General features: G+C 44.3%; 22 protein-coding genes, 1 tRNA gene and 2 pseudogenes. 22 read left to right on the top strand and 3 right to left on the bottom strand.

What is annotated here, in order from left to right:
- Positions 1-127: 127 nt before the first annotated feature.
- Positions 128-1,669 carry an ABC-F family ATP-binding cassette domain-containing protein gene (locus RIN70_RS07515; RefSeq protein ID WP_003005197.1) on the top strand — a complete coding sequence of 514 codons (1,542 nt, stop codon included), beginning with the start codon at positions 128-130 and terminating at the stop codon, positions 1,667-1,669.
- Between the two features lie 312 nt (positions 1,670-1,981).
- Here RIN70_RS07515 and RIN70_RS07510 read toward each other — a convergent pair whose 3' ends face one another.
- Positions 1,982-2,827: a peptidylprolyl isomerase gene (locus RIN70_RS07510; protein ID WP_195623480.1), complete on the bottom strand. Its 846-nt coding sequence runs from the start codon at positions 2,825-2,827 to the stop codon at positions 1,982-1,984.
- A gap of 239 nt (positions 2,828-3,066) precedes the next feature.
- Here RIN70_RS07510 and RIN70_RS07505 point away from each other — a divergent pair, with 239 nt between their 5' ends.
- From RIN70_RS07505 to RIN70_RS07480, 7 genes and pseudogenes are all read left to right on the top strand, one after another.
- Entirely contained in the window at positions 3,067-3,831 is a 765-nt protein-coding gene (locus RIN70_RS07505) for a hypothetical protein (protein ID WP_182280159.1), read from the top strand.
- Between the two features lie 84 nt (positions 3,832-3,915).
- On the top strand, positions 3,916-4,398 hold the full coding sequence (locus tag RIN70_RS07500) for a hypothetical protein (RefSeq protein WP_303469230.1): 483 nt from the start codon (positions 3,916-3,918) through the stop codon (positions 4,396-4,398).
- Positions 4,399-4,498: 100 nt separating this feature from the next.
- Positions 4,499-5,041 carry a hypothetical protein gene (locus RIN70_RS07495; RefSeq protein ID WP_070675036.1) on the top strand — a complete coding sequence of 181 codons (543 nt, stop codon included), beginning with the start codon at positions 4,499-4,501 and terminating at the stop codon, positions 5,039-5,041.
- Between the two features lie 99 nt (positions 5,042-5,140).
- Positions 5,141-5,897: pseudogene (locus RIN70_RS10380) on the top strand (DNA translocase FtsK); the annotation flags it as partial.
- A gap of 152 nt (positions 5,898-6,049) precedes the next feature.
- Positions 6,050-7,504: pseudogene (locus tag RIN70_RS10355) on the top strand (DNA translocase FtsK); the annotation flags it as partial.
- A 66-nt stretch (positions 7,505-7,570) separates the two neighbouring features.
- Positions 7,571-7,957 (top strand): SMU1112c/YaeR family gloxylase I-like metalloprotein, encoded by a 387-nt coding sequence (gene gloA2 / locus RIN70_RS07485; protein ID WP_195623478.1) that lies wholly within the window; start codon positions 7,571-7,573, stop codon positions 7,955-7,957.
- 8 nt (positions 7,958-7,965) lie between these two features.
- Positions 7,966-10,284 (top strand): HAD-IC family P-type ATPase, encoded by a 2,319-nt coding sequence (locus RIN70_RS07480; RefSeq protein ID WP_195623477.1) that lies wholly within the window; start codon positions 7,966-7,968, stop codon positions 10,282-10,284.
- Between the two features lie 190 nt (positions 10,285-10,474).
- Here the strand turns inward: RIN70_RS07480 and RIN70_RS07475 are convergent, their stop codons facing one another.
- On the bottom strand, positions 10,475-10,819 hold the full coding sequence (locus RIN70_RS07475; RefSeq protein ID WP_049474322.1) for a DUF3397 family protein: 345 nt from the start codon (positions 10,817-10,819) through the stop codon (positions 10,475-10,477).
- Positions 10,820-10,979: 160 nt separating this feature from the next.
- Between RIN70_RS07475 and rplK the strand changes: the two genes are divergently transcribed.
- The 7 genes from rplK (at position 10,980) to RIN70_RS07440 (ending at position 15,922) form a co-directional block, all read left to right on the top strand.
- A complete protein-coding gene (gene rplK, locus RIN70_RS07470; protein WP_003005369.1) occupies positions 10,980-11,405 on the top strand; it encodes a 50S ribosomal protein L11 in 426 nt (141 codons plus the stop codon).
- Between the two features lie 97 nt (positions 11,406-11,502).
- Positions 11,503-12,192: a 50S ribosomal protein L1 gene (gene rplA / locus RIN70_RS07465; RefSeq protein WP_003005355.1), complete on the top strand. Its 690-nt coding sequence runs from the start codon at positions 11,503-11,505 to the stop codon at positions 12,190-12,192.
- 163 nt (positions 12,193-12,355) lie between these two features.
- Complete coding sequence (gene pyrH, locus RIN70_RS07460) at positions 12,356-13,087, top strand: UMP kinase (protein WP_003005706.1); 732 nt, start codon at positions 12,356-12,358, stop codon at positions 13,085-13,087.
- 19 nt (positions 13,088-13,106) lie between these two features.
- On the top strand, positions 13,107-13,664 hold the full coding sequence (gene frr, locus RIN70_RS07455) for a ribosome recycling factor (RefSeq protein WP_003005165.1): 558 nt from the start codon (positions 13,107-13,109) through the stop codon (positions 13,662-13,664).
- A gap of 99 nt (positions 13,665-13,763) precedes the next feature.
- On the top strand, positions 13,764-14,618 hold the full coding sequence (cvfB, locus tag RIN70_RS07450; RefSeq protein ID WP_195623476.1) for an RNA-binding virulence regulatory protein CvfB: 855 nt from the start codon (positions 13,764-13,766) through the stop codon (positions 14,616-14,618).
- Between the two features lie 10 nt (positions 14,619-14,628).
- Positions 14,629-14,844 carry a YozE family protein gene (locus RIN70_RS07445; protein WP_049507495.1) on the top strand — a complete coding sequence of 72 codons (216 nt, stop codon included), beginning with the start codon at positions 14,629-14,631 and terminating at the stop codon, positions 14,842-14,844.
- Between the two features lie 79 nt (positions 14,845-14,923).
- A complete protein-coding gene (locus RIN70_RS07440; RefSeq protein ID WP_049507494.1) occupies positions 14,924-15,922 on the top strand; it encodes a PhoH family protein in 999 nt (332 codons plus the stop codon).
- Between the two features lie 47 nt (positions 15,923-15,969).
- Here RIN70_RS07440 and ald read toward each other — a convergent pair whose 3' ends face one another.
- Positions 15,970-17,082 (bottom strand): alanine dehydrogenase, encoded by a 1,113-nt coding sequence (gene ald, locus RIN70_RS07435; protein ID WP_037608011.1) that lies wholly within the window; start codon positions 17,080-17,082, stop codon positions 15,970-15,972.
- A 200-nt stretch (positions 17,083-17,282) separates the two neighbouring features.
- Between ald and RIN70_RS07430 the strand changes: the two genes are divergently transcribed.
- From RIN70_RS07430 to era, 7 genes are all read left to right on the top strand, one after another.
- The gene (locus RIN70_RS07430) at positions 17,283-17,852 is read left to right on the top strand and encodes a GNAT family N-acetyltransferase (protein ID WP_070661750.1); all 570 of its coding nucleotides are present in this window, start codon (positions 17,283-17,285) and stop codon (positions 17,850-17,852) included.
- A 50-nt stretch (positions 17,853-17,902) separates the two neighbouring features.
- Positions 17,903-17,975, top strand: a tRNA-Thr gene (locus RIN70_RS07425).
- Between the two features lie 393 nt (positions 17,976-18,368).
- Positions 18,369-20,093, top strand: a complete 1,725-nt coding sequence (gene tetA(46) / locus RIN70_RS07420; protein ID WP_049507490.1) for a tetracycline efflux ABC transporter Tet(46) subunit A — start codon at positions 18,369-18,371, stop codon at positions 20,091-20,093.
- A 1-nt stretch (position 20,094) separates the two neighbouring features.
- Positions 20,095-21,831 (top strand): tetracycline efflux ABC transporter Tet(46) subunit B, encoded by a 1,737-nt coding sequence (gene tetB(46) / locus RIN70_RS07415; protein WP_195623475.1) that lies wholly within the window; start codon positions 20,095-20,097, stop codon positions 21,829-21,831.
- A gap of 96 nt (positions 21,832-21,927) precedes the next feature.
- Entirely contained in the window at positions 21,928-22,425 is a 498-nt protein-coding gene (gene ybeY / locus RIN70_RS07410; RefSeq protein WP_195623474.1) for an rRNA maturation RNase YbeY, read from the top strand.
- Positions 22,406-22,804 carry a diacylglycerol kinase family protein gene (locus RIN70_RS07405; protein ID WP_021153635.1) on the top strand — a complete coding sequence of 133 codons (399 nt, stop codon included), beginning with the start codon at positions 22,406-22,408 and terminating at the stop codon, positions 22,802-22,804. Before ybeY ends, RIN70_RS07405 begins: the two co-directional genes overlap by 20 nt.
- Before the next feature lie 29 nt (positions 22,805-22,833).
- Positions 22,834-23,733 carry a GTPase Era gene (gene era / locus RIN70_RS07400; protein WP_003004993.1) on the top strand — a complete coding sequence of 300 codons (900 nt, stop codon included), beginning with the start codon at positions 22,834-22,836 and terminating at the stop codon, positions 23,731-23,733.
- The last annotated feature ends 42 nt before the right edge of the window (positions 23,734-23,775 follow it).

The raw sequence follows: 23,775 nt of genomic DNA, 5'->3' as shown, positions 1-23,775 counted from the left end.
CAAAATCGCGTAACCTATCTTACTTATAATTTATTTATATATATTCTAAAGGGAGTTGGGCTCCCTTTTCATTTTGCAGTGAAGATGATATAATCATACGAGTGAAATCAATGAAAGAGAGTCAAGCATGAGTATTTTAGAAGTGAAAAATTTGAGTCACGGTTTTGGGGACCGGGCGATTTTTGAGGATGTGTCCTTCCGTTTGTTAAAGGGAGAGCATATCGGTCTTGTCGGGGCCAATGGTGAGGGGAAATCGACCTTCATGAGCATCGTGACGGGTAAAATGCAACCAGACGAAGGAAAGGTTGAGTGGTCTAAGTACGTGACAGCAGGTTATCTGGACCAGCATTCGGTCTTAGAAGAAGGACAAACGGTTCGCGATGTCTTACGGACCGCTTTTGATGAGTTGTTCACAGCTGAAGCTCGCATCAATGACCTCTATATGGCCATGGCGGAAGAGGGAGCCGATGTCGATGCTTTGATGGAAGAGGTTGGGGAACTTCAAGAGCGTCTAGAAAGTCGTGATTTTTATACCTTGGATGCCAAGATTGATGAAGTGGCGCGTGCTCTTGGGGTCATGGACTTTGGCATGGATACGGATGTGACCTCCTTGTCAGGTGGGCAACGGACCAAGGTCCTTTTGGCTAAATTGCTCCTTGAAAAACCAGATATCCTTCTCTTGGACGAGCCGACCAACTACTTGGATGCAGAGCACATCGATTGGCTCAAACGCTATTTGCAGAATTATGAAAATGCCTTTGTCCTCATTTCCCACGACATTCCTTTCTTGAATGATGTGATCAATATCGTCTACCATGTGGAAAATCAGCAGTTAACCCGCTATTCAGGAGACTACTACCAATTCCTTGAAGTCTATGAAATGAAGAAATCGCAATTGGAAGCGGCTTATGAGCGCCAGCAAAAAGAGATTGCTGATTTGAAAGATTTCGTAGCCCGCAATAAGGCGCGTGTGGCTACACGGAATATGGCCATGTCTCGTCAGAAGAAGCTGGACAAGATGGAACTCATTGAGTTGCAAAGTGAGAAACCGAAACCCTCCTTTGAATTTAAGAATGCCCGGACTCCTGGACGCTTTATCTTCCAGGCCAAGGATCTTCAGATTGGCTATGACCGTCCTTTAACCAAGCCTTTGAACCTAACCTTTGAACGCAATCAAAAGGTGGCCATCATCGGGGCCAACGGGATCGGGAAAACCACTCTCTTGAAGAGCTTGTTAGGAATTATCCCACCGATCGCTGGTGAAGTCGAGCGTGGAGATTACCTAGAGCTTGGCTATTTCGAGCAAGAGGTCGAAGGGGGCAATCGCCAGACACCGCTTGAAGCAGTCTGGAATGCCTTTCCGGCTCTCAACCAAGCAGAAGTTCGTGCCGCACTTGCCCGCTGTGGCTTGACGACCAAACATATCGAGAGCCAAATCCAGGTGCTATCCGGTGGAGAACAAGCCAAGGTACGCTTCTGTCTCTTGATGAATCGTGAAAACAATGTCTTGGTACTAGACGAGCCGACCAACCACTTGGATGTGGATGCCAAAGAAGAATTGAAACGGGCTCTGAAAGAGTACAAGGGATCGATCCTCATGGTTTGCCACGAGCCAGATTTCTATGAAGGCTGGATGGACCAAATCTGGGACTTTAATGAATTGACTTAAAGACAAAAAGAGAAACTTGTCTCGCTTTTTAGAATGAAGAAATTTTGTTGTTTACATAAGGCGGCACAAGTAATTCAAAAAATCTAAATGATTCTATTTTTAAATTTAGTCAAGTAATGACCGAAACATTCCGCAGTGAGAAAAGTGCCTGAAACAGATTTGTTTCAGGCACACGGAATTATTGAGACCTTAGGCTCAATAATTAGTCATGGAACTTCGCAGAAGTTCGCTGACGTCCGTACTCACCTAAGGAAAGTTTCTAAGAAAAATTTACATTTGATAGAAAAAGAGAACCGTTTGGTTCTCTTTTCATTATTTCTTGAAATTGTAGTCTTTTAAGATCTCGATTTTTTCAATCTTGATATCTGTTTTTGGTTTGTCCTTATCATCGGTTTCGGCAGATGCAATTTTATCCACCACATCCATGCCATCGATCACTTGGCCAAAAACAGTGTAGTTACCACCATCGAGGGTTGGATTTCCACCATTTTTATAAGCATCGATGATCTTAGCTGGGAAGCGGTCAGTTGGGAGTTTACTTGAAATATCATCCTTATTTTGGTTGATATAGAATTGACTACCATTGGTATTTGGACCAGAATTGGCCATGGCAAGGGCTCCACGAAGATTGTAAAGGTATGGAGAATACTCATTCTCAAAACCAGTACCTGAATCTTTGGATTTGTCTTTGTCCTTCCAGATGGATTCGCCACCAGTACCGTCTCCTTTAGGATCCCCAGTTTGGATCATAAAGTTGTTAATAACACGGTGGAAAAGCAAGCCATTGTAGTAGCCTTCTTTTGCATGGGTCAAGAAGTTTTCAACTGCAAGGGGCGCATATTTAGGGAAAAGCTTCACAGTGATATCGCCTTCAGTCGTAGTGATTTTAACCTCTGCTTCGTCTTCAGCCACTTCATTTGAGAGCTGTGGGAAGACGGCATTTTCATTGGTCATGGCATCGTTAAAATCTTTGCGCAGTTGTTCTAATTTCTTTTGTTCTTCTTCAATTTTCTTTTGATCTTTTTCACTAGAGCTAGAAGTTGCTGTTTGCTCTGTCTTTTCTTTGCTTGCACTTGAAGAGCTAGCGTCTGTCTTATTGGACGAACAAGCTGTCAAAGCCAAGCCGGAAAATAATAGTAGTGCGATTAATTTTTTCATATTCTTCCTTTCCAACATAGTTGTCTTTCTCTATTGTACCTTAATTTTGCGATACTTTCAAATCTGGACGGGATTCTCTATTTTCTGAGGTTGTTTCAAGACCGATAACATTTGATAAATCACTAATTAAGAAGGAAGTTGCGTATAGATGGAAAATTCGGTATGATGGGAGATATGTTAATTTGTTTGAAAATGAACGAATTCCCTCAAAAACCGTATCATGAATAGGAGGCTACAAATTGGATTATAAAACTCTACGCAAAAACTATAGACTCTATATTAGATCTGCAGGCTTGTTAGCAATGCTTCTGATCTTTTGCATTGGATTAGTGGTCAGGGATAATCTTCTTCAGACTGCTGGCGTTTTATTGGTTATTGCATGCTTGATTTTATTCATCCAATTGCTCAAGAAAAGCTACACCAACAAGTGCAACACCTTGCTCCATGTAGACTTAGATTTAGCTTTTTGGCAGCAATACCTTCAGTTGAACAAGAATGTGAAAAAAGCTATTTCACAGATAGATATTAAGCTGACATCGGTTGCCTATTCTTTTATGATGGGAGATTTTGATACTGTCATAAAAGAATCTAGGGAAGCACTTAGTCAGACGGATTATTCGCAGAAATATAAGAATTTTTTTGAGAGTTATCTTATTCGCTCGATCGTGCTGACAGATACTGATTTGTCTAGGGAAGAGCTGGAGGATCGGTTGAATGAATTGACTATCACAGACCCTACACTAGCTGAGAAAACAAAAAAAGTCTGTCTCGCTCTTTATGATTTAACCATTGCACACCAAAGCAATGACTATTTCGAAGATTTAAGCAATGATTTCAAGTACCAGCAGTTGGAAATTATCTACTACCAAGCCTTGAATGCTACTCTTAAAGGTGATCAGCACAGAGCCAATGATCTCTTTCACAAGTTAATCTCAGAAGATGAGTCACTCTATATCGTTCGAAAGGCTAAGCAATACTTGAAGGATGAAGGCAGGCATCTGTAAATCCTCCGATCAAAATAGAGATTAATTGAAAGAGCCTGAAAAAACACAAGGAGTTATTGGAAAATGAATAAGAATTTTAACGAGATGTCGTTTGATGAATTGAAATGTTACCGCAGGGAAGGTCTATGGAGATCTTTTGGCTTATTACTGGTCATTATTTTGGTGATTACAGGCATGGTCCTGATGGAAGTGAATCATGTTTCTCCGTCCAATCAGAATCGTTTTCGGGTTATTGGCTTGACAACGGTCATTGCGCTCTTTGGCTACCTGATGCCTCTGATGGCAGCTAATCGTGTGATGCGAGACCATCCGGATTGGGTTAAGAAATCGGGGATTCGAGCAAAAATTCCCTTGCCGATGTCTTGGCATATCACAAGATTTTGCGTTCTTGGAGCGAGTCTCTTGGTGATTGGAGTAGGATTTGCCTCGCTATACAAACCACAAATTCCGCAGACAAATTTACAAGATCAAATTGATATGATTCAAACGGATCATGACCTGGAAAGAGAACAAAAAGTCGACCAAGTTCTAGATACTATCACACCGAATGATAAAAAATCTGAGTGAAATCCATTTTACATTAGGCACCTGTCATCAGGAAGTTTTCTTGATCGACAGGTTCTTTTTATTTTGTTATGATACAGTCAATGATAGATAGGAGAGACTTATGACGACTATTTCAGATGTAATGGAAAAATTTTACTCCGATCACGAGGTGAAACCCTATATTTCACCTGAGAGGGATTTGGAAGCTTGGTTGTTGGATCCAAAGCCTGTTTCCAAACGGAATATGGAGCTACTTCGAGATGGCTTGCTTGCTGGGGATATCATTCTCTTGTGGCGAATCCATTTTGGAACCTTTACGACAGAGACTTGGTTTCCTAAGTACTTCGAATATACTTATGGGATTCATGCGTCGGAACACTTGAAGGCTTTAGTGGAGAAGGGCTATACTTTTATTGAATCCGCTTTTGATTCACTGGACCATATCAATGCGACCATGAAAAAAGCCATTCTCAAAAAGAAGGGAGTTGCGGGTTTGTCCAAGATGAAAGCAGCTGATTTGAATCAAGCTTTGTCTGACCATTTTACGGAGGAAGAACTGACGGAGCAGTTCACAATTCGGGGTTATCAGTTGACGGACAAAGGAAAGCAAGCGCTGAAAGACTATCAAGCCATCATTGACCGCCATCCAAAGAAAAACATCTAAAACAGTGCCCACTCGGTGCTGTTTTTCTGCTTTCTGCTACAAATTTGTGGAAGAGATTTTACTAGAGAACTAGCTTGGAAATGTGATATAATAAAGGTTATGGCAAACAATAATCAATCAAAAAAAACACGGTCGACGAGACGACTGTCCAAAGCAGAATTAGAAAGAAAAAAAGCGATTCATCGCATGATTGCGACCATTCTCATTAGTCTGGTTTTAGTCTTTGCAGCCTTGAAATTGGGGGCAGTAGGGGTCTTGGCCTACAACTTAATCCGACTCTTTGTTGGGAGTTTGGCTTACTTGGCTATTTTAGCGACCTTTTTCTACCTCTATGCCTTTAAATGGCTGGACAAACACGAAGGGGTTATTTCAGGATTCCTAAGCTTCTTTGCTGGGGTTCTCTTGATGTTTCAGGCCTTCTTTGTATCCTCCCTTCATTTAGACAATAATGGAATCAAGGTCACCTTTTCAAGAATCATGGCAGACTTGATTCATCTGCGAGTGGAGAGCTTTGCCGGTGGTGGTATGATCGGTGCCCTTCTTTATGCTCCGATTTCCTTCCTCTTTTCAAATATTGGCTCTTATTTTATTGGCCTTCTCTTTATTGGATTGGGGATTCTCTTGATGAGTCCCTACTCCATCTATGATTTGTTTGAAAAGGGATCGGAAGCCTTCCACGCTTCTATGGAAAAAGGCAAAGAACGTCGCGAGCAGAAATTCCTTGAAAAAGAAGCGAGAGCTGCCGAGGAAGCTGCTGCAGCTGAACGAGAGCAAGAAGAAGCAAGTGCAGTTCTTACAACTCCCCTTTCAATGGAAGGGCATCCTGTAGACCCTGAAACGGGAGAGGTGCTGGCGGCGGAAGAGCCGTTCACAGAGACCTTCCCAGAAGCCGAAATTTTCGCACCAGCAACACCAGAGATCTACCTGCCAGATGAAGAATGGCCTGAAGAGCCTGAAGCATACGAAGAGCTTCCGGAAGCCGAAGAATTCGAGGACGATGGGGAAGAAGTTCAAGTGGATTTCACACCTAAGGAACTCCTCCAGTACAAACTTCCAACCATTGATCTCTTCGCACCTGACAAGCCGAAAAATCAATCCAAAGAGAAAAATATCGTTCGTCAGAATATCCGCATTTTGGAAGAGACCTTTGCAAGCTTTAACATCAAGGCAACAGTGGAGCGGGCGGAAATCGGCCCCTCTGTCACCAAGTATGAAGTGAAGCCGGCTGTCGGTGTGCGGGTCAACCGCATCTCCAACCTAGCAGATGATTTGGCCTTAGCCCTAGCTGCCAAGGATGTACGGATTGAAGCACCGATTCCAGGGAAGTCTCTGGTCGGAATCGAAGTGCCCAACTCAGAGATTGCGACGGTTTCCTTCCGTGAATTGTGGGAGCAGTCCAAAACAGATCCAGCTAAACTCCTGGAGATTCCTCTTGGGAAGGCCGTAGATGGCTCGGCTCGGACCTTTGATTTGGCTCGAATGCCCCATCTCTTGGTAGCGGGGTCTACCGGATCTGGTAAGTCAGTGGCGGTCAATGGCATTATTTCGAGTATCTTGATGAAGGCCCGTCCGGACGAAGTCAAGTTTATGATGGTCGATCCAAAGATGGTGGAGCTTTCTGTCTACAATGATATTCCTCACCTCTTGATTCCTGTGGTGACCAACCCACGTAAGGCCAGTCGAGCCCTGCAGAAGGTCGTTGATGAGATGGAAAATCGCTATGAGCTCTTCTCGAAAGTAGGGGCTCGCAATATTGCTGGCTTTAATGCCAAGGTGGCTGAGTACAATGCCCAGTCTGAGATGAAGCAAGTGCCACTTCCATTGATCGTGGTCATTGTCGATGAGTTGGCAGACTTGATGATGGTGGCAAGTAAAGAAGTGGAAGATGCTATTATTCGCCTCGGACAGAAGGCGCGTGCAGCAGGGATCCACATGATCTTGGCAACCCAACGGCCATCGGTTGATGTTATCTCAGGTTTGATCAAGGCCAATGTGCCTTCCCGTGTCGCTTTTGCGGTATCATCTGGAACCGACTCACGGACCATCTTGGATGAAAATGGCGCAGAGAAATTGCTCGGTCGTGGGGACATGCTCTTTAAACCGATCGATGAAAACCACCCGATTCGTCTGCAAGGATCCTTTATCTCAGATGATGATGTGGAGCGGATTGTCAACTTTGTCAAAGAGCAGGCAGAAGCCGATTATGATGATACCTTTGATCCAGGAGAAGTATCGGAGTCAGACTTTGATGGAGGTATGGGTGGCTCAGACGAGGGTGATCCTCTCTTTGAAGAGGCCAAAGCACTCGTCATCGAGACCCAAAAAGCCAGTGCTTCCATGATCCAGCGTCGCTTATCGGTTGGTTTTAACCGGGCGACTCGCCTCATGGAAGAGTTGGAAGCAGCGGGTGTGATTGGACCAGCTGAAGGGACCAAGCCTCGAAAAGTATTGCAACAATCATAAGGATAGGGAAAAAGGGCATATGTCCCACTCCCTTTTCTTTTTATAGAAAATAGAAAGTAGGACCAGATGAAGTTAGACACGATTCATCATATTGCCATCATTGGACGGGATCGCGATTCCATGTTGAATTTCTATGTGGACCAGTTGGACTTTGCGATTGTCAGTGAGTATGACCGTCCCGAACGCAGAGATATCTTGATCAATCTCCGTCAGGGGCAGCTGACTTTAGAACTCTTTATCAAACCGACGGCCCCAGAACGGCCTAAGCTCCCCTTGCCCGAGCATGCGGGACTGCGTCATCTGGCCTTTAAAGTGGACGATGTAGAGACCTATCTAGCTAGATTGGATCAGCTAGGTATTGAGAATACAGGCCTTCGCTATGATGATTTTGATGGCAAGAAGATGGCATTTTTCTTCGATCCAGAAGGATTGCCCTTGGAAATACATGAGTGAGGAAAGCAATGGTTAGATTAGAAGGACTCAGTCAGGAAGAAGTAGCGAAAAAGATCCAAGAGGGCAAGCAAAATAAGGTCACGATTAAGACCGAAAAAAGTATTGGGCAGATCATTCGAGACAATGTCTTTACTTACTTTAATCTGATTTTCCTGGTCTTAGCAGTCTTGCTGGTAGCAGTGAAGTCTTGGAACAATCTCTTGTTTGTTCCGGTCGTTGTGGTCAACTCCTTGGTAGGAATTGTGCAGGAAGTCCGCTCTCGACGGATCTTGCGTCAGATGCAATTTCTACATATGAGTGAGGCGATCGTTCTTCGTGAAGGAAAAGAAGTCGCTCTACCTATCGACCAGCTGGTGGAGGGCGATCTGGTTCGCTTTCAAGCTGGAGACCAAATCTATGCGGATGGTATCTTGCTGGAGGGCGATCTAAAAGTTGATGAGTCGCAATTGACAGGTGAAGCTGATGAGGTCAAAAAAGGAGCACAAGATGCGCTCATGTCAGGTAGTTTTGTGATCGCTGGTCAAGGTTTAGCGCGATTGGAAAAAGTAGGAAATGACTCCTACATCAACCAATTGAGCCTGGAAGCCAAGCAAGTCAAGTCTCATGAGGAGTCTGACATGGTCCATGCGGTCAATCGTATTGTGGGGATCATTGGTCTCCTTATCATTCCGCTAGGCTCGCTCCTTTTTCTTCGCAGCTATATCAGCCTAGGCGATAGCCTCAAGCTCAGTGTGACTTCAACAGTCGGGGCCTTGATCGGGATGATTCCAGAAGGCTTGTATCTCTTGATGACCTTGGCACTGGCTCTGGGTGCTGTCAGATTGGCTAAGGAAAAGGTCCTGCTCAATAGCATGAAGGGGATTGAGACCTTATCGCGCGTGGATATCCTTTGTGTCGATAAGACAGGGACCATTACAGAGCCGGGTATGGAAGTAACAGAGATTCGTCCAGTTAAAGACGCTCAAGACTTGGAAGCTCTAGCTCAGTATGTCAAGGCTAGTATGGATCAAAACGATACCATGGATGCCATCCGTAAATTTCACAAGACTCCAGTCAGTCGGCCTTGGAAGACTCTCGACGTTCAGCCCTTTACGTCTAAGAAAAAATATGGGGCCATTGCCTTTGAATCTGGGATCTATGTATTAGGGGCGCCAGAATTTGTTTTACGAGAGGGCTTCTCTGAGGTTGAAGAGGAGATAGCTCCTGCTACTCAGGTTGGCAATCGGGTCTTGGCCTTTGGGAAATATGGGGGAGAACACCTGGGAGAGACTTTAGAGGCTCCTGTAGACTTGGTAGCCTGGATTATTCTCTCCAATCCTTTGAGAAAAAATGCCAAAGAAACCTTCGCCTACTTCAAACAACAAGGAGTGACCATTAAGGTCATTTCAGGGGACAACCCTGCTACAGTCTCAGCTATTGCACAAAAAGCAGGCATTGAAGGAGCAGAGGATCTAATCGATACCAGAACCTTACTGACGGAAGAAGACTTGCACCAAGCGGCGAGCCAGTATACAGTCTTTGGTCGAGTGACACCAGAGCAAAAGAAAAGCCTTGTAGAAGGCTTGCAGGCAAAGGGGCATAAAGTCGCCATGACTGGAGATGGCGTCAACGATATTCTGGCCCTCAAAACAGCGGATTGTAGTATTGCGATGGAATCTGGAAATGATGCGACCAAAAAGATGGCGCAAGTGGTTTTACTGGATTCCGACTTTGGAAAGATGCCGTCCATCGTGGCAGAAGGTCGGCGGGTGGTCAATAATATTCAGCGATCAGCCAGCCTCTTTTTGATCAAGAATATCTTTTCCATTTTGTTGGCCATCTCAGTGACGCTTTTAGCCTTTACCTATCCCATTATGCCGTCACAGATGTCTTTGATCAGTGGTTTTACGATTGGGATTCCAGGATTCTTTCTAGCGCTTGAGCCCAATAGCGAGCGCATCAAAGGGCGCTTTATCGAAACGGTCTTTAAAAATGCGCTACCTGCTGCCTTGACGGATTTTATACTGATCTTTAGTTTGGTTTTGCTCTCTTCAGCATTTGGCATGAGGTCGGAAGAGCTCTCAAGTGCAGCCATCTGCTTGATGGCCTTCGTCGGCTTTACCATCATCTACCAAGAATCCCAGCCTCTCAATCACTACAAGAGACTAGTTCTTCTAGGAAATATCCTAGCCTTCCTGGTTTCAAGCAGTATCCTAGGGAGATTCTTTAACATGAGCCCCTTGAGACTTCAAACGCTGCTTATCTGCGCCATCATGGCGGCTCTCGCTCTCGTCTTAATTCAAGTATTTAAGAAGTTAGTGGGCTGGTTCTTTCATCGGAAGAAATAAAAGAAAGAGAGTGGGACAGAAATCGGTCATTCGTTAGAATTCGATTTCGTCGTCCCACCTCCGCACAGTTGAGTAGGGCTGTAACAGCTGATGAAATCAGCGTAGTAGAGCCCACTCAACCACTGCGTCTTGCTCGACAATCCAAAAACAATTGAGAGGCTAGGACTTTTGTCCCAGCCTCCTTTTGGTATTAAATAAACAAACTAGCTGTTAAGATCAGATAGAGTAAGAAGGTAACTAGAAATCCAGCACGCCAGAAGTATTTGATAAATCTAGGGTAATAAAAACACTTTTTCTTTTTTAAGAAATAAATCGTTAGCCCCAAAGCTAAAAGCGAAAGGCTTAAAGCTAGCAGCGGCAAGAGGCTGTGATAAAAGGCGCTGTCTGAGATCAGGTAGTACTCTAGGGCAAATAAAGGAAAGGCAATATCGGTCGATCGCCATCCTCTTTTCTGAAGCTTAAAGAGGTGAACAATGATGCCGCTCAGAATCAGCGTTAAAAAAATAAATAATACAGAAGCAACTTTGATTAACATAGCTTCATTCTATCATAAAACGAAAAAAAAGTTTACTATATTTTAATTTTTTCTTGCAAAAAATGAGAAATCGTGTATAATAGAAAGGTATGCACAAAGCATACTTGTGGGAGGTAAAAATCTGTAATTACCGCCAAAACCACAAAGGAGGATTTAAGAAATGGCTAAAAAAGTCGAAAAACTTGTAAAATTGCAAATCCCTGCTGGTAAAGCTACTCCAGCTCCACCGGTTGGTCCAGCGCTTGGTCAAGCAGGTATCAACATCATGGGATTCACTAAAGAGTTTAACGCTCGTACAGCTGATCAAGCTGGTATGATCATCCCAGTTGTTATCACTGTTTATGAAGACAAATCATTCGATTTCGTTACAAAAACACCACCAGCTGCTGTTCTTTTGAAAAAAGCTGCAGGTGTTGAAAAAGGTTCAGGTACACCGAACAAAACGAAAGTTGCAACTGTAACTCGTGCACAAGTACAACAAATCGCTGAAACTAAGATGCCAGATTTGAACGCTGCAAACATTGAGTCTGCAATGCGTATGATCGAAGGTACTGCTCGTTCTATGGGATTCACTGTTACTGACTAATTGTAACAATCCTATTTGCCCGCAATACACTTGATCAAATGACGAGTGACGTGGGAGATGAAAATCGATATGACCACATTACAAGGAGAAAGATAAAATGGCTAAAAAAAGCAAACAACTTCGTGCTGCTCTTGAAAAAATCGACAGCACAAAAGTCTACAGCGTAGAAGAAGCTGTAGCTCTTGCAAAAGAAACTAACTTTGCAAAATTTGACGCAACTGTAGAAGTTGCATACAACTTGAACATCGACGTGAAAAAAGCTGACCAACAAATCCGTGGTGCAATGGTATTGCCAAACGGAACTGGTAAAACAGCTCGCGTACTTGTATTTGCACGTGGTGCAAAAGCTGAAGAAGCAAAAGCTGCTGGTGCAGACTTCGTAGGTGAAGATGACCTTGTTGCGAAAATCAACGATGGTTGGTTGGACTTCGATGTTGTTATCGCTACACCTGACATGATGGCTCTTGTTGGACGTCTTGGACGTGTCCTTGGACCACGTAACTTGATGCCAAACCCTAAAACTGGTACAGTAACAATGGATGTTGCGAAAGCAGTTGAAGAGTCTAAAGGTGGTAAAATCACTTACCGTGCTGATAAAGCAGGTATTGTTCAAGCGATCATCGGTAAAGTTTCATTCGATGATACTAAATTGGTTGAAAACTTTAAAGCTTTCAACGACACAATCCAAAAAGCAAAACCAGCTACAGCTAAAGGTACTTACGTAACTAGCTTGACTTTGACTACAACTCAAGGTCCTGGTATCAAAGTGGACGTTAACTCACTTTAATTGAAATGAAAAGCTGCCCTCGGGTAGCTTTTTTTGTACTCAATTTTTATTTGCTACAGTTGGTAAAACTAATCGGATGGAAAAAAGAAAATTTTGATGGATATGACTATATAAAAAACGTAATTTATGGTAAAATAATACAGATCAAAAAAGGAGAGAGAAAATGGTAGAACCTAAGTATAAACGTATCTTAATCAAGCTATCTGGTGAGGCTCTTGCTGGCGAACGTGGTGTCGGAATCGATATCAAAACTGTCCAAAATATGGCTCAAGAAATCAAGGAAGTTCACGAACTTGGAATTGAAATTGCCTTGGTGATTGGAGGGGGAAACCTTTGGCGCGGAGAACCTGCTGCAGAAGCAGGGATGGATCGTGTCCAAGCAGACTACACAGGGATGCTTGGGACTGTCATGAACGCCCTTGTGATGGCTGATTCGCTTCAACAAGTTGGCGTGGATACCCGTGTTCAAACTGCGATTGCTATGCAACAAGTTGCAGAACCATATATCCGTGGTCGTGCCCTTCGTCACCTTGAAAAAGATCGGATCGTGATCTTTGGTGCAGGGATCGGTTCTCCTTACTTCTCAACAGATACGACCGCAGCCCTTCGTGCAGCTGAGATTGAAGCAGATGCCATTCTCATGGCCAAAAATGGGGTCGATGGTGTTTATAATGCCGATCCGAAAAAAGATGCTTCAGCTGTGAAATTTGAGGAATTGACTCACCGCGATGTGATCAACAAAGGTCTTCGCATCATGGACTCAACAGCCTCTACTCTCTCCATGGACAACGACATTGACTTGGTTGTCTTTAATATGAATGAACCAGGCAATATCAAACGCGTTGTCTTTGGTGAAAATATCGGTACAACCGTATCGAATAACGTAGAAAAATAATAGAAAATAGAGGAAGATTATGGCAAACCCAATCGTAGAAAAAGCAAAAGAAAGAATGACCCAGTCTCACCAAAGTTTGGGACGTGAATTTGGTAGCATCCGTGCTGGACGTGCAAACGCAAGTCTTTTGGATCGTATTTTCGTAGAATACTACGGAGTAGAGACTCCTTTGAACCAATTGGCATCTATCACGATTCCAGAAGCACGTGTCTTGTTGATCACACCATTTGATAAATCATCTTTGAAAGACATCGAGCACAGCATCAATGCTTCTGACCTTGGTATCACTCCAGCCAACGATGGATCTGTTATCCGCTTGGTTATCCCAGCTTTGACAGAAGAAACTCGTCGCGACTTGGCAAAAGAAGTGAAAAAAGTGGGTGAAAATGCTAAAGTAGCGATCCGTAACATCCGTCGTGATGCTATGGATGAAGCGAAGAAACAAGAAAAAGCAAAAGAAATCACAGAAGATGAATTGAAAGGTCTTGAAAAAGAGATTCAAAAAGTTACGGATGACGCTGTTAAGCATGTAGATGAAATGACAGCTCACAAAGAAAAAGAATTGATGGAAGTTTAATCCATCTCAACCACTACCGGAAAGAAAGACTCAGTTGGCACTGCTGGCTGGGTTTTATTTCCATCATTCTTGTGAAGAGGCAAGAGGAAAGAGGGAAACATGAATACGAATCTAGCAAGCTACATCATGGGAATGGTCATTGATGAAAATGATCGCTTCTATTTTGTTCAAAAAGATGGCCAAACCTACGCACTTGATAAAGCAGAAGGCCCGCATCAAGTCGGAGAAAGTGTCAAGGGCTTTGCCTATACCGATATGAAGCAAAAGCTCCGACTCACGACACTTGAAGTCACTGCAACTCAAGAAAGCTTTGGCTGGGGGACGGTCACAGAAGTGCGCAAGGATCTGGGAGTCTTTGTGGATACAGGGCTTCCAGATAAGCAGATTGTTGTCTCACTAGATATCCTACCAGAGATCAAAGACCTATGGCCGAAGAAAGACGATAAACTCTTTGTCCGCTTGGAAGTCGATAAAAAAGACCGGATCTGGGGGATCTTAGCCTATCAGGAAGATTTCCAGCGTTTGGCTCGTCCAGCCTACAACAATATGCAAAACCAAAACTGGCCAGCTATTGTCTATCGCTTGAAATTGTCTAGGACTTTTGTTTACCTTCCAGAGAACAATATGCTGGGCTTTATTCATCCGAGTGAGCGCTACGCAGAACCACGCTTGGGACAAGTTCTAGATGCCCGGGTCATTGGATTCCGTGAGGTAGATCGGACCTTGAACTTGTCACTGAAGCCACGCTCCTTTGAAATGTTGGAAAACGATGCCCAAATGATTTTGACCTATTTGGAAGCCAATGGAGGCTTTATGACTTTGAATGATAAGTCATCTCCAGAAGAGATCAAGGCAACTTTTGGGATTTCAAAAGGGCAGTTCAAAAAGGCTTTGGGTGGGCTGATGAAGGCTAAAAAAATCAAGCAAGACCAATTTGGAACAGAGTTGATCTAAGAGGAGGCTTATGCGAAAATCGTTTTATACTTGGCTGATGACGGAGCGCAATCCTAAAAGCAATGCTCCTAAGGCCATTTTAGCGGATCTTGCATTTCATGAGTCCGCTTTTCCCAAGCATACAGATGACTTCGACGAAGTCAGTCGCTATCTAGAAGAGCATGCCAGCTTTTCATTTAATCTTAGCGATTTTGATGCGATTTGGGAAGAATACCAAGCCCATTAGAAAAGGACAGGTCGAGGATGGTTTTTTCTCGACCTCTTTGTTATAATAATAGAAAAACACAGGTAGAGAGGTTCTTTATTTGCAAGAACATTCAGTTGAAATTACATTAACGCATCCAGACGATCTCTTTCATTTGTTTGGATCCAACGAACGCCATCTCCGTTTGATGGAGCAAGAATTTGGGGTGACTATTCATGCCCGGACAGAAATCGTCCAAATCATTGGGGAAGAGGAAAACTGCGAGCAGGTTCGTCAGGTCATCCAGGCTCTCTTGGTCCTCGTCAACCGTGGCATGACCATTGGAACGCCAGATGTGGTGACCGCCATTACCATGGTGAGAAATGGGGAATTGGATAAGTTCATCGCTCTCTATGAAGAAGAGATTATCAAGGATAGTTACGGCAAGCCCATTCGGGTTAAAACGCTGGGTCAAAAGATTTATGTCGATAGTGTCAAAAATCATGATGTCACCTTTGGAATCGGACCAGCGGGGACTGGGAAAACCTTCCTAGCTGTGACCTTGGCCGTGACCGCCCTCAAGCGTGGTCAGGTTAAGCGAATCATTTTGACTCGTCCAGCTGTGGAAGCCGGAGAAAGCCTTGGTTTCCTTCCAGGAGATCTCAAAGAAAAAGTAGACCCTTATCTCCGTCCGGTCTATGATGCCCTCTATCAAATCTTGGGCAAGGACCAAACAACTCGGATGATGGAGCGCGAGATTATCGAGATAGCTCCCTTAGCTTATATGCGGGGCCGGACCTTGGATGATGCCTTTGTCATTCTCGATGAAGCGCAAAATACCACCATCATGCAGATGAAGATGTTTTTGACCCGTCTTGGTTTTAATTCCAAGATGATTGTTAATGGGGATACCAGCCAGATCGACCTTCCGCGAAATGTGAAATCCGGATTGATTGATGCTCAGGAGAAATTGAAGAACATTTCTCAAATTGACTTTGTGCATTTCTCTGCCAAGGATGTCGTTCGACATCCGGTAGTAGCAGAGATTATCCGGGCCTACGAGCCAATACCAAATCCAGTGCTCAAAGAAAAACCGGATGTGGAAGAAGAAGCAGAATAAAAGAAAAGGCAAAGATCATCGGATCTTTGCCTTTTTTATGTTAGAAATTAAACCAATTCATCAATTGGTGTGAAGTCACGCTCTAAACCAGTGGCAACTGGTTGGCTTGTGATATGGCCTTGGTAAGTAGTGACACCTTGGCGCAAGCCTTCATCGAGGGCAATTGCCTTGTGGAAGCCATTGTCAGCTAGGGATTCGACATAAGGAAGGGTCACATTGGTAAGGGCGATGGTAGAAGTGCGAGCGACGGCCCCTGGAATATTGGCTACAGCATAGTGGAGCACGCCATGTTTTTCGTAAACTGGTTCCGTATGCGTTGTCACACGGTCTGCTGTTTCAATAACCCCACCTTGGTCCACAGCTACGTCCACGATGACAGAACCGGGACGCATTTGTTTAACCATATCGTCTGTCACTAATTTAGGAGCTTTAGCACCAGGAATCAAGACAGCTCCGATGACAACATCGGCATCACGGACGCTGGCTTCAATGTTAAATGGATTGGACATAAGGGTTTGGATTTGATGACCAAAGACATCTTCCAGAACAGCCAAACGTTTAGCACTGATATCTAAGATGGTCACTTGGGCACCAAGTCCAAGGGCGATACGAGCCGCGTGGGTTCCAACGACCCCGCCTCCGATGATGGTGACTTTCCCTTTGGGAACACCTGGCACCCCACCTAAGAGGACCCCTGATCCACCTTCTTGTTTGGTCAGGAAGTGAGCACCGATTTGCACGGCCATCCGTCCAGCAACCTCACTCATTGGCACCAAGAGTGGCAATTGTCCATCAAGGTCACGCACCGTTTCGTAGGCCACCCCAGTTGTCTTGGCTGCGACCATGGCATCTGCTAATTCAGGAGCAGCAGCCATATGCAAGTAAGTGAAGAGCAAGAGGTCTTCGCGAAGGAAGCCATATTCTTCAGCGAGGGGTTCTTTGACCTTGACCACCATCTCAGCGGCCCAAGCTTCTGCAGCAGTCGCAACGATGGTTGCCCCTTGCTTCGTGTAATCTTCATCCGCAAAGCCAGAACCAAGTCCAGCATTTGTTTCCACCAAAACGTGATGACCTTTCTTCACCAAGCTTTGTACGCCTGCAGGTGTCAAACCGACCCGATTTTCGTTGTTTTTAATTTCTTTAGGAATTCCAATAAGCATTATTTTCTCCTTGCTTAGATTTAGGTGTAAAAAGGTCATTGGTGTGAGATGGCTCTCTTGACTCAATGACCTTTTCACTCCTTATCTGATTGTTTTGATTGATTTTATTGTATAGAAAAGTGGGTTAAAAAGCAAGAAAAATTTGAGCTTGCCTTACTTTATGTTATTTGCTAAACTAATCCCTAAAGAAGGAGAGTCAAATGGAAAATTTATATGTGAAGTTAGCGGCTTATCGTGAAGTGGAGACAGAGCGTTTGCACTTGCGTCCGGTCACTCTTGATGATGCACCAGCTATGTTTGAGTATGCTTCTGATGAGACAGTTACGCGCTATACCTTTTCAACCAATCAAAGTCTTGAAGAGACGCGTAATAATATTGCCCTCTTTTACCTAGCGAGCCCACTTGGAAGATGGGGGATCGAGCTCAAAGAGAATGGAAAATTTATCGGGACGATTGATTTACTGGATTTGGATCTTTGTCTGAAGAAGGGGAGTATCGGCTATGTTCTGAATAAAGACTATTGGAACCAGGGTCTTGCGACAGAGGCTACCAAGGCAGTCATTGCCTTGGCTTTTGAACAGTTAGGGATGAACAAGCTAATTGCTGTTCATGATCAGGACAACCCAGCTTCTGGACGGGTGATGGCCAAATCAGGGATGAAATATTCTCACGAGGAGCCCTACGCGATGCTAGACCTGCATGAAGAAGGGAGAATGGTGACGAGAGTTCATTATGTCCTCACTAAGGAAGAATATTTGTCAGAAAAATGAGTCAGGATATTGACAAAAGGCCTATCTCCATGATATAGTAGATAGGTACTGCTGGTTTAGCTCAGTCGGTAGAGCGCATCCATGGTAAGGATGAGGTCGCCGGTTCAATCCCGGCAACTAGCATATCAGAAGAGAGAAGCTTAGAGAAGATCTAGGCTTCTTTTTTTGCGAGTCCATCTTTAAAAGTCCGGTTTTTTCAACAATTTTCAAAAAAACGTTGACAAGCAAGGAAATCCGTGGTAAAGTTAGAACAACAAAGAGAAAGGAGAAAACCATCATGAACAAAGTAGATGTTTTGATGACACAATTGAATACACAGCTTCTCCAATCTCAGTTGAGTTCGATGTAAACTATAAATGGAACCCAAGATGGAGGAGTTTGTCTTGGGTTTTTTGTATGCATTTTTACCTGCCTTAACTGAATTGGTGATAGGCATCAGAAGGCCCAAGTGTGGACTGAGCACGTACTCAGCTCCTTGCTTGGGTTTTTTCTGTGCCATTTTGAAAAGGAGAATATATGATCAGAGCTATTTGGGAGTATATCAGGGAGCGCAAGTGGCGATATGTGAAGATCGCTATGGTCCTGATTCTTTATGATTACACCTTATTGATCCCGACGCAAGTTATCCAGCGTTTAGTGGATCATTTGAGTCAGCAGACGCTGACGCAATCGAACTTTGTATGGGATATGGTCCTCTTGGTAGGGTCAGCCATCCTCAATTATTTGACGGCTTTTTATTGGCAGTTGCGACTCTTTCAGTCGTCAGTCCATTTCAAGGCGACCCTTCAGGGACAAGCGTTTCGTAAGCTAGTAGCTATGCGGCGTCCCTTTTTTGAGAAATTCCGTTCAGGGGATCTCTTGACGCGGTTCACGACTGATGTGGATGGGATGGCTGATTTGGCTGGTTACGGGATGATGGTGCTCCTGTTTGGCGGTGGCTTGTTTGCCTTTATTATTCCGACCATGTTTTTCATTTCTTGGCAATTAACCTTGATTTCCTTTATTCCCATGATCTTCCTGGTCGTCTCTACCTATTTTTTAAGTAGAAAGCAGGAGGAGTATGTTGAGCAGAACCGGGAAGCGGTCGCTCAGTTGAACGATGAGGTCTTGGAGTCCATCGAAGGGATCCGTGTCATGCGGGCCTATAGTAGGCGGGATCAGCAGGTCAAACAGTTTCAGAAGAAAACAGCCAGTCTCTCCAAAACAGGAGACAAAATTGCTTCTATCCAGTATTCTTTTGGACCTTTAGCTCTGTTGTTTATTGGATTCTCGACAGTCTTGCTCCTGCTATTTGGAGGCCAGTCCCTGGCAAGCGGGCAATTGAGTCTTGGGAAATTATTGGCTTTACAGCTGTATTTGGTCTTTTTAATTGAGCCTATGTGGATGATGGCGGACCTGATCTTGGTCTACCAGACAGGGCAAATGTCCTATAAAAAATTAAAAGAAGTGATTGATGAAACGGATGATCTGGAGCCAGATGGTTCTCACTACCTAGAACAGATTGATTTGGTGCAGTTTAAGGACTATTCTTTCAGCTATCCTGGTGCTGAGCGAAAGAGCCTGTCAGGCATTGATTGGACCATTCAGAAAGGACAGACGGTTGGGATTGTTGGTCGTACCGGAGCAGGAAAGACTACCCTTGTTCGACAATTCTTGCGGCAGTACCCAGTTGGTGAGGGAGAGTTTTTGATCAACCAGCAACCGATCGTGGACTACAACCGACACTCGATTGAAGAAAAAATTGGTTATGTTTCCCAAGAACATATTTTATTCTCCAAGTCTATCCGTGAGAATATAGCGCTTGGTAAAAAAGGAGCCAGCCAAGAAGACTTGGTGGAAGCAGTAGCCCAAGCTGCTTTTGCGGATGATCTCGAGCGGATGTCTCAGGGAATGGACACCCTGATCGGTGAGAAAGGGGTCTCTGTATCAGGTGGTCAAAAACAACGGATCTCCCTGGCGCGTGCATTCTTAAGAGATGCTGAGCTCTTGCTGTTAGATGATTCTCTTTCGGCGGTGGATGCCAAGACTGAACAGGCCATTATTGACACGATTCAAAAGGAACGAAAAGACAAGACGACCATCATTGTTTCCCATCGCTTGTCGGCTGTTCATCAGGCGGATTGGATCATCGTCTTGGATCAAGGTCGTATTGTAGAAGAAGGTAGGGCTAGTGATTTATTGGCTCAAGAAGGCTGGTATTATGAACAATACCAACGGCAACAAAAACAGGAAGGAGAATAAGATGAAAGTTTTGAAACGATTATTATCTAGGATCACGCTTTATCCAACTGTCTTTCTTGCTGGCTTTATTTGCCTCTTACTAGCCACCATTTTTTCTGAATTGTCTCCCTTTCTTCTCCAAAAGATAATCGATGGGCCTTTGACTGCATTGACCCACGGTGGCGGGCAAGGGGACATGCTTCAGATGGGAGCATTCTATCTCTTGGTCTTGAGCCTGGGGCAGCTGATTAGCTACATGGGCAATCGGATCTTGCTGCATGGAAGTAATCAAGTGACTGCTAGTCTGAGAGACCAAGCCTTTCAAGTCATGCAAGGGCTGCCTATTTCCTATTTTGATGATAAGCCGGCTGGGAAGATCGCGACAAGAATTGTCAATGATACGGAGACCTTGAGGACCCAGTTTTATAACTCTTGTATGATTTTAGTCATCTATTTGGTACGCTTTCTCTTTATCCTAGGGATTCTCTTTTACCTGAGTCCTATGATGGGCCTTCTCTTGTGTTTGGTCTTTCCGATTTTCTATGGGATCCAGTATCTCTACAAGGTCATGACGGACCAGCCTATGAAGGATTTCTTTGATGCGAGAAGCGAGGTCAATACCCAGGTCAATGAACTCTTGCATGGTGCCAGTATGATTCAACTCTATCATCAAGAGCCTGGTGTGGTGGAGGAGTTTGAAGCCACTACCCAGAAGATGTTAGGGGCCAATGATCGAATCCTCTTAGCCGATTCCATTGCTTCTTGGACCTTGACGGAATTGCTCAAGTTTTTAGTGATTGCAGGCATTTTGACCATCGCTGGGATTTCTTTCCTAGAGGGTAATATCGGTGTGACGGCTGGTTTCTTATTTATCAATATTAACTATGTGATTAATCTATTTGATCTCATGGCCAATCTTAGTCGTCAATTTCCGAATATTCGGCGATCCTTAGAAACGGGGAGTCGCGTCCTTGCTTTCTTAGACCAACCCTTAGAGGCCGATGGTGCATCGGAACTGAAGATAGAAAAGGCTCAAGTCGTGTTTGACGACGTTCAATTTGCCTATGAAGAAGGCAAGCCAGTTCTGCGGGATATTGCCTTTCAGGCTAGTCCAGGTCAAACTATCGCTCTTGTGGGCCATACTGGATCGGGTAAGTCTTCGATTATGAACCTGCTCTATCGTTTTTATGATCCTCAAGAAGGAGCGATTTTGATCGATGGCCAAGATATTCGCCAAGTCTCTCGTGAGAGCCTACGCAGCCATATGGGGATTGTTCTGCAGGATCCTTATCTATTTACAGGAACCATTGCGAGTAATGTAGCCATGAGTCAGGATCATATTGACCGGGATGCGGTCAAAGAAGCGCTGAAAAAAGTCGGAGCTTGGCCCTTTGTAGAGCGCCTTGAAAAGGGAATCGACCATCCAGTCGTAGAAAAAGGATCCGCCTTTTCAAGTGGCGAGCGCCAATTGATTTCCTTTGCGCGGACGCTCTATATGAATCCGCAAATTCTGATTTTGGATGAGGCAACCTCTCACATCGATACGGAAACAGAAGAAATCATCCAGAAGGCTATGGCAGTCCTGCAAAAGGGCCGGACCACCTTTATCATTGCCCATCGCTTGTCCACTATCCAAGACGCGGATCAGATCTTAGTCTTATCTGAAGGACGCATTGTGGAGCGTGGTAGACACGAGGAACTAGTCGCACAAGGCGGGATCTATGCCCAGATGAATGCCATCCAGCAAACAGTGGTGTAAGATTGTCCTGCAAAGAAAAAGATTGAAAACCAGCCTGTATCTAGTATATAGGCTGGTTTTATGCTATAATGAAGTGATAATAGTGAGGTGATCCAGATGTATATTGAAATGGTAGATGAGACTGGTCAAGTCTCTGACGAAATCTTAAAACAAACGCAAGAAATTTTAGAATTTGCTGCTCAAAAAATTGGGAAAGAAGACAAGGAAATGGCTGTGACTTTTGTAACCAATGAACGCAGTCATGAACTAAATCTTGAATACCGTGATACGGATCGTCCGACGGATGTCATCAGTTTAGAATACAAGCCAGAGATGGAGATTTCTTTTGACGAGGAAGACCTTGCAGAAAATCCAGAATTGGCAGAGATGATGGCGGAATTCGATACCTATATTGGTGAGCTCTTTATTTCAACTGACAAAGCGCGTGAGCAAGCCGAAGAATATGGCCACAGCTTTGAGCGCGAAATGGGATTTTTAGCAGTGCATGGTTTTCTTCACATCAATGGCTATGATCACTATACGCCGGAGGAAGAAAAGGAAATGTTTGGCTTACAGGAAGAGATTTTGACAGCCTATGGACTCACAAGACAATAAGCGAAAATGGAAAAATCGGGACTTCACTTCAAGCCTGGAGTTTGCGATAACAGGAATTTTTACTTCGATCAAGGAAGAGCGCAATATGCGCAAGCATGCCTTATCAGCCCTTGCAGCAATTCTTGCTGGTTTGGTGTTTAGGATTTCTGCGACAGAGTGGCTCTTTTTATTGCTCAGTATCACCTTGGTGATTGCTTTTGAAATTATGAATTCAGCCATTGAAAATGTGGTGGATTTAGCGAGTAACTACCATTTCTCCATGTTGGCAAAGAATGCCAAAGACATGGCGGCTGGAGCAGTCCTTGTCGTATCAGGTTTTGCCCTACTAACAGGACTGGTGATTTTTGTGCCCAAATTCTGGGCCTTGGTATTTGGATAAGAGGGAGTATGCCCTCGTGAAAGGATAATATGACATTTAAATCAGGTTTTGTAGCCATTTTAGGACGTCCCAATGTTGGGAAGTCAACTTTTTTGAACCACGTCATGGGGCAAAAAATTGCCATCATGAGTGACAAAGCGCAGACAACGCGCAATAAGATTATGGGGATTTATACGACGGATAAGGAACAGATCGTCTTTATCGATACCCCAGGGATTCACAAACCCAAGACAGCGCTTGGAGACTTCATGGTGGAGTCGGCCTATAGTACCCTTCGAGAAGTGGATACCGTTCTCTTTATGGTGCCAGCAGATGAGCCACGTGGGAAGGGCGATGACATGATCATCGAGCGCCTCAAGGCTGCTAAGGTGCCGGTTATTCTGGTGGTCAACAAGATCGACAAGGTGCACCCTGACCAACTCTTGGCGCAAATCGATGACTTCCGTAGTCAGATGGATTTCAAGGAAATCGTGCCGATTTCAGCCCTTCAAGGAAACAATGTTTCGCGTTTGATTGATATTTTAAGTGAAAACTTAGAAGAAGGTTTTCAATATTTCCCTGCTGACCAAATCACTGACCACCCAGAGCGCTTCTTGGTCTCTGAAATGATCCGTGAAAAGGTCTTGCACTTGACGCGGGAAGAAATTCCCCACTCTGTGGCAGTAGTAGTGGATTCTATGAAGCGGGATGAAGAGACAGATAAGGTCCATATCCGTGCAACCATCATGGTCGAGCGCGATAGCCAAAAAGGTATTGTCATCGGAAAAGGCGGCGCCATGCTTAAGAAGATCGGAACCCTTGCGCGTAAGGATATTGAGCTCATGCTAGGGGACAAGGTCTTCCTAGAAACATGGGTCAAGGTCAAGAAAAATTGGCGGGATAAGAAATTGGATCTTGCCGATTTTGGATACAACGAAAAAGAATATTAAGAAGAGGTGGGCAGAAGCCTGCTTCTTGTTTTTGAAAGGAGT

It is taken from the genome of Streptococcus parasanguinis (assembly GCF_032163505.1).
Taxonomy (GTDB): domain Bacteria; phylum Bacillota; class Bacilli; order Lactobacillales; family Streptococcaceae; genus Streptococcus; species Streptococcus parasanguinis_V.
The sequence above is the reverse complement of the archived record's forward strand: the minus strand, read 5'-3'. Positions and strand labels throughout refer to the sequence as shown.

Coding starts and splice junctions, on each gene's coding strand:
- RIN70_RS07515 (WP_003005197.1), top strand. CDS start 128: ATGAGTATTTTAGAAGTGAAAAATTTGAGTCACGGTTTTGGGGACCGG.
- RIN70_RS07510 (WP_195623480.1), bottom strand. CDS start 2,827: ATGAAAAAATTAATCGCACTACTATTATTTTCCGGCTTGGCTTTGACA.
- RIN70_RS07500 (WP_303469230.1), top strand. CDS start 3,916: ATGTCGTTTGATGAATTGAAATGTTACCGCAGGGAAGGTCTATGGAGA.
- RIN70_RS07495 (WP_070675036.1), top strand. CDS start 4,499: ATGACGACTATTTCAGATGTAATGGAAAAATTTTACTCCGATCACGAG.
- gloA2 (WP_195623478.1), top strand. CDS start 7,571: ATGAAGTTAGACACGATTCATCATATTGCCATCATTGGACGGGATCGC.
- RIN70_RS07480 (WP_195623477.1), top strand. CDS start 7,966: ATGGTTAGATTAGAAGGACTCAGTCAGGAAGAAGTAGCGAAAAAGATC.
- RIN70_RS07475 (WP_049474322.1), bottom strand. CDS start 10,819: ATGTTAATCAAAGTTGCTTCTGTATTATTTATTTTTTTAACGCTGATT.
- rplK (WP_003005369.1), top strand. CDS start 10,980: ATGGCTAAAAAAGTCGAAAAACTTGTAAAATTGCAAATCCCTGCTGGT.
- rplA (WP_003005355.1), top strand. CDS start 11,503: ATGGCTAAAAAAAGCAAACAACTTCGTGCTGCTCTTGAAAAAATCGAC.
- pyrH (WP_003005706.1), top strand. CDS start 12,356: ATGGTAGAACCTAAGTATAAACGTATCTTAATCAAGCTATCTGGTGAG.
- frr (WP_003005165.1), top strand. CDS start 13,107: ATGGCAAACCCAATCGTAGAAAAAGCAAAAGAAAGAATGACCCAGTCT.
- cvfB (WP_195623476.1), top strand. CDS start 13,764: ATGAATACGAATCTAGCAAGCTACATCATGGGAATGGTCATTGATGAA.
- RIN70_RS07445 (WP_049507495.1), top strand. CDS start 14,629: ATGCGAAAATCGTTTTATACTTGGCTGATGACGGAGCGCAATCCTAAA.
- ald (WP_037608011.1), bottom strand. CDS start 17,082: ATGCTTATTGGAATTCCTAAAGAAATTAAAAACAACGAAAATCGGGTC.
- RIN70_RS07430 (WP_070661750.1), top strand. CDS start 17,283: ATGGAAAATTTATATGTGAAGTTAGCGGCTTATCGTGAAGTGGAGACA.
- ybeY (WP_195623474.1), top strand. CDS start 21,928: ATGTATATTGAAATGGTAGATGAGACTGGTCAAGTCTCTGACGAAATC.
- RIN70_RS07405 (WP_021153635.1), top strand. CDS start 22,406: ATGGACTCACAAGACAATAAGCGAAAATGGAAAAATCGGGACTTCACT.
- era (WP_003004993.1), top strand. CDS start 22,834: ATGACATTTAAATCAGGTTTTGTAGCCATTTTAGGACGTCCCAATGTT.